Source organism: Microcoleus sp. B7-D4 (genome assembly GCF_036705125.1).
Lineage (GTDB): Bacteria > Cyanobacteriota > Cyanobacteriia > Cyanobacteriales > Microcoleaceae > Microcoleus.
Map to the genome: position 1 here is coordinate 1 of NZ_JAUBTT010000205.1, position 5,162 is coordinate 5,162.

The 5,162-nt window shown below is 47.9% G+C and carries 8 protein-coding genes; 5 read left to right on the plus strand and 3 right to left on the minus strand.

The annotated features are described in order from the left end of the window. Positions 1–57 precede the first annotated feature (57 nt). Positions 58–504 carry a transposase gene (locus tag QUB12_RS36595; RefSeq protein ID WP_445300700.1) on the plus strand — a complete coding sequence of 149 codons (447 nt, stop codon included), beginning with the start codon at positions 58–60 and terminating at the stop codon, positions 502–504. A gap of 93 nt (positions 505–597) precedes the next feature. Here the strand turns inward: QUB12_RS36595 and QUB12_RS36600 are convergent, their stop codons facing one another. Then, on the minus strand, positions 598–915 hold the full coding sequence (locus QUB12_RS36600) for a hypothetical protein (protein ID WP_333310996.1): 318 nt from the start codon (positions 913–915) through the stop codon (positions 598–600). 44 nt (positions 916–959) lie between these two features. Then, on the minus strand, positions 960–1,304 hold the full coding sequence (locus QUB12_RS36605; RefSeq protein ID WP_333310998.1) for a hypothetical protein: 345 nt from the start codon (positions 1,302–1,304) through the stop codon (positions 960–962). 515 nt (positions 1,305–1,819) lie between these two features. On the opposite strand from QUB12_RS36605, the gene QUB12_RS36610 reads away from it, so the two are divergent. Continuing rightward, positions 1,820–1,990 carry a hypothetical protein gene (locus QUB12_RS36610; RefSeq protein ID WP_333310999.1) on the plus strand — a complete coding sequence of 57 codons (171 nt, stop codon included), beginning with the start codon at positions 1,820–1,822 and terminating at the stop codon, positions 1,988–1,990. A gap of 93 nt (positions 1,991–2,083) precedes the next feature. Continuing rightward, positions 2,084–2,410: a hypothetical protein gene (locus tag QUB12_RS36615; protein WP_333311001.1), complete on the plus strand. Its 327-nt coding sequence runs from the start codon at positions 2,084–2,086 to the stop codon at positions 2,408–2,410. A gap of 615 nt (positions 2,411–3,025) precedes the next feature. Here QUB12_RS36615 and QUB12_RS36620 read toward each other — a convergent pair. After that, positions 3,026–3,976, minus strand: coding sequence for a tyrosine-type recombinase/integrase (locus QUB12_RS36620; RefSeq protein ID WP_333311002.1), 951 nt, complete (start codon positions 3,974–3,976; stop codon positions 3,026–3,028). Positions 3,977–4,040: 64 nt separating this feature from the next. Here QUB12_RS36620 and QUB12_RS36625 point away from each other — a divergent pair, with 64 nt between their 5' ends. Together QUB12_RS36625 and QUB12_RS36630 are read left to right on the plus strand one after the other, a co-directional pair. After that, positions 4,041–4,166 carry a hypothetical protein gene (locus QUB12_RS36625; protein WP_333311004.1) on the plus strand — a complete coding sequence of 42 codons (126 nt, stop codon included), beginning with the start codon at positions 4,041–4,043 and terminating at the stop codon, positions 4,164–4,166. A gap of 805 nt (positions 4,167–4,971) precedes the next feature. After that, the coding region (locus QUB12_RS36630) for a ParA family protein (RefSeq protein ID WP_333310932.1) at positions 4,972–5,162 on the plus strand (191 nt) is incomplete at its 3' end.

The window sequence follows — 5,162 nt, forward strand, 5'->3', positions numbered from 1 at the left end:
CAAAACATCTACATTGCTTGATGCCCAAGTCTCTCTGGGTCAGAAGTTAACAGCAGTTTGCGTTCAGATAAGTGGTGGTGCGATCCCCCTAAATCCCCCTATGTCCTTTGGATAGGCTACGCCAACAAAAGTTATTTGATGACTAATGTGGAGTTATCAACAGCAACAGAAGAGTGGGTAGTAAAGACCTACTCCCAAAGAAATTGGGTAGAAGTTTTCTATCGGGAAGCCAAGGGTTGGTTAGGACTAAAAGAATATCAGGTCAGAGATAAACGCAGTCTAATGAGACATTTAATTTTGGTATTTTGTGCCTACAGTTTTATTCTCTGGCATACCAAAACCTGCGGATTAAGACGTAGATGGGCAAATAAACCTTTAAACACCTTTACAGAAGCGCTGGAAGCGTTTCGGACAGCAATATCTTTTCGGTTTGTCAAATGGTTAAACGAAAATTGGGACGTATTCTCCGCTTATAAAGCTAGTTTGGGCTTTATTTGGGCTTAAAATTTGTTTAAGTCCCGCTAATACCCTTCATAAAAAAAGCCCTCGGCATCACGCTGGGGGCTCTTTGTTTTGGGACGATCGGTAATTGAACTTTTAAGATTGTCTGACCCGCGCCAAAATGGCTTCGGCCTCCGCTTTGGTTGGCTCCCATTGAGGAGGTTTTCTGGATTTGCCTTTTACCAAATCTTTGAGCCAATTAAGAAAAATGTATGGGTCTGGCTCGATCGCAGAGTCTGAATTTTTTTCGGCAGCATCCAGCCGTTTTTGCAGTTCTGCGAGTTGGGCTTCAAACTTCTCCCGTTCTTCTCTAAGGCGGGATTGCAATAGTGCCACCACCTTGCGCTGATTGTCGATCGTTGCAGAACTAGATTCTAAAAGTTGGTCGTAGTCTTGGTGATTCTCTGTCGGCATCGAGTCTAATTGCTGCCTGAGCCGTTCGTCATCGGTGCGATCGGTCAGGCTGCGGACTCCCCCAACAATTCAGCCTTTAATTCTGCCTTTAGCGCTGCGCGCAATGGTTCTGTCTGACGTTGGACAATTTCTGTAATACGCGCCTCTAACGAGCTGTCTGACAAGCTTTGTCTTACGTCATCCGGCTGTTGTCTGACGAATGCGGGTGCGGGTAAGACAACGGAGCCATCAGACAGCGCCTCGATGCCCGCCCGCATAATGTCGATCAAAGTCTTAGAGCGATCGCACCCGTGCTTAGTATTTGCCGCCGGATAACGCTCCTTCCCTAAATTGTCGATCGCCTCCAACACTTCATCTGGACAGCGAAAAGTTAACGATGTTGACGCCATTGTCTTACCTCGGTCATATATGTATGACGCTATTGTATAACAGCCGTCGCCGTTTGTATGACGTATAAGCAAAATCTGTTATACGCTTATTTGTCATACACCCCCTTATGTCATACAAATTGGTCTTACAAACCCAGACGCCACACACTACACCGAACCTAGAAAAATGAATAATCTCGACCCACCCTGATAGAAACCGCTAGCTAGCAAATCACTCATGCTAAGAGTGTAAGACGCATAACTTCACATAGTCTTACACTCTTAGCATGAGTGATTTGTCTTATTTATGTCTGACAACTTTGTCTTACAACATTTAGAAAGATATCATACAAACTGTCATAGTGTAAGACATACAGGTAAGACAAAGCACCAGGCTTACCAAGAAACTAATGCTGTCGCGAGTCCAGGTCAAACGTATAAAATCGGATATCCCAGCCTGCAACTTTAATCGCAACTCCCGCCTTCATTGCAGGTGAGCTCGCGTCTGGCGCTCGACGGCTTAGTAACTCAAGGGCGTGAATCAGCTCTCTTTCTCGACGGATTCTCTCGTTCTTAGCGGTCATTTTCAGTACCACGCCTCTGTTCTGACACGGCGGTTCAACCTGAAAGCCAGCGAAACGATTCCGGTGATTCTGTTGGAGGCCGAAAATTCTCGTTGCAGCGCCGGGCCAAACTTGGGAAACTAAAACACAGAGCCGCTTAGACACCACAGCATCCGTCCAAGCTCAGCCCACCGTTCGCTTAAAAAGGGGTGGGGTAATTAACAAAGACGCTTGCCCATGAACAACAGCAACGACGACCTCGAATCCCTTATCCGCAGGGCTAGCCCGGATGGTCACAGAAGCGAATTGATTCCTGTCACTATTACCCCTGACATGGCCAGAGGATACCTGTCTTTCGGAGTGGCACAGTCCGGAAAGATTGATCAATCTGTGATTGACGATTACGCGCTTTCAATGCAGGACGGGGAGTGGAAAGCTGGCTCGATACTGATTTTCTCTGAAGACTACAAGATTATTGATGGCTATTACCGTTTAGCGGCGGTTGCCCAGTCAGGCGTAGCAGTGGAATTCTATCTAGTCCGGGGAGTGCCTAGCAATCTCTAATCCCAGTTGCCCCATCCGTTTCTGGATGGGGCTTCATTTTTACCCGCTAGCTATCGGAAAATACTCAAGGCCGCTTAGACACCATAGCCTTCCCAGGGACGCAACCTATTTTTACCCCTTATGCCATCGTAAACTTGGATTTTTAGAGCCTGCTGATATTTTAGGCGATGGATGGGATTTGGAGTACAGGCATTTTATTGTTCTCTGTTGGGCTGGAAACCTGACGGGTTTCCGAAATTCGTTAATGCGCGCTGTGGGACTTGATGCAAAGTAGTACGGATCAACCCTAGAGTTGAGCATTATACCCAAGTGGATAAAACCTAGGTGGGATAAAGGTTTGACGCCTTGACTGAAAGAATCTGGGAGCTAATGGATAATCAACGCCTGAAACTCTTGCTCCGTGACGGCTTGAGGAGTGAAATATTTTGTCGGCCTCTAGGGTTCGGCAGAATACCTTATAGGTGAAGTGGAGACGATGAACAATACCCGTCAATAACGCGGTGATATTCAGCCGAAGCTGCCTTGTACATCGCTCTCATTAGCTCCGTCTCCCAGCCTCATCTATAAGCCTAGAAGTCAATTCGCACTCCAAGACTACTGTCGCTTGTTGGCAGTTCAACGCTTGTTCCGAATCGACAACAGCTCCACAGCGAGCCGCTTCCTTTCCTCTCCCCGGCGGTCATATTTAGCCACAATTGCAGGCGAAGAATGCCCCGCCAGCTCCGCCACAGTCACAATATCAACTCCAGCATCTAGCAAATCCGAGCAAAAAGTCCGGCGGAAATCGTGAGGAGAAAACGACTCCACCCCCGCCTCTATTGCCCGCTTTTGCAAAATCACTAATACCGCCTGGGGTGTTAGCGGTCTGATATGTATCCGACCCATCTTCCAGGCCGGACACAACAACGCTCCCGCTTCCAGACCCCGAACCACGAGCCAATCTTCCACCACCTTCACAGCATCGCCAGGAAGGTACACCGTGCGGTCTTTGTTCCCCTTACCGCCTCGTACCTTCATAGCACCCGTGCGAGCATTAAAGTCCCTCAATTCCAGCTTCACCACTTCAGCCCGGCGCAAACCCACCCGCAGAATCGCCAGCAGAGCCGCATCGCGAGCGCCTGCCGGAGTCGAGTCATTGTGGCACACCTCAAACAGAGTGGCAATTTCATCAGCGCTCAAGGCCCGCCCCCTGAGTTTGTCAGATGTCCTAATTTTAGGCAAATCGATCGCCTTGGCATAGTCAGTCGCGCTCATCAAATCCAGTCGCAGTGATTCTTTCAACACCCGCTTCAGAGCACACATCATCTTTTTAGCAGTAGCCGGAGAGTGCTGTGCTATCAATGCCCCTTGCACCGCAGCCGTGTGCTGGTAGCGCAGCGTCGCCCAATTCAGCGTCATCGCGTCGCACTGCCCCTCCGTCAGCAAAGACGCGATCGCATCAAGAGACTGCCGCATCGTCGGCTGTGAGCCGGGTGCCAACAGAGAAAGGTACACCGCCACCGGGTGAGAAGTTAGCGGCAGAGGCTGTGGCAACAAGAGTGTTAAATCTGAGGTAACAGCGTTCAAAGGACGACCTGTGAAATTGTCAGAACGGTGATTCTAGGAATTCCTCTTAATTGTCGGACAATTAGTGCAATCACAACAAAAAAAGTTTGACTGGCCCCTAGAAATTGCTGCAAGTGCGGGAGCATCAACAGATGTTGCCGTTTCTCCTTCAATTTTTGTTGCTTGTGGAGCTTTTAAAGGAATTAATTAAGAGAAAGTTTAAGTAGGTAGGCGGAATTAAACTCAACTATGTAACTGTATGTAAACAGGGCTGACTTAGCCACGCTTAGGGAATTGGGATACTTTACAATCGTTTACATAATTGCGTTTTACAGCGCCTACTTAACTTAACGCGCCCGAAAAAGAAGTCGAATTTGCTTTCTCTGACCGTGCAACCTTCACCCTGAATAACATTATCCGCCGTTCAACCTTGACCCTATACGATTGAGTTATCTAGGGAGAGCAGGCAGCCGTGCGATCGCGGATATCCTAACTGAGGGTGGTGCGATCGCTCAAGAAAGCCAAGGCATTTGTTGAGCTATCAGCATACGGTAGCACGGAGATCGCAGTTAACGGAACGCTATGCCCCAGCGCGACATCGCTTCAGTTGCCTGAAAAGCCTGTTATGGGATATTCATCTAAACAGCTAAAGGTATAATACGTTTAACTGTTTAACCAATTACCGCAAGCTAGCGATTGATCGTTTGATCGTTACCCAAAAGAGCAATCGCCCCAGTTGACTTTGGGTCTAACCAGTCAGACAAAAAACCCCAGACTTTACAGCAAGCAGCAAATTGCAGGTTTATGAAGTACACCCTAGAAACCCGGTTTCATCAAGAAACGGGTTTCGCCTACCTACTTACCTTACTCGTGCTGTAACTGCCAATCTGCGGCTGACCTCAGACTTGCTCATAAACTGTTAAACCTATTAGACGTTTAACAGTTTATGGGTTTAACACTTAAGCATATAAAAGTAAGTGTTAAGCTAAACGATGATTAGACCTTAATAGGATTTTATGTTAAAGGTCGCTATTTTCAATTTCAAAGGCGGTACGGGGAAAAGTACCACAGTTTTAAACTTAGGAGCTTGCCTCGCTGCAAGTAAGTGTCGCGTCCTGCTGCTCGACTTGGATGGGCAGCGCACCCTTAGTTTTGGGTTAGGTCAAGACGGTCAGCAGCCGACAGCTTTAGATTGGCTTCAGGGAGA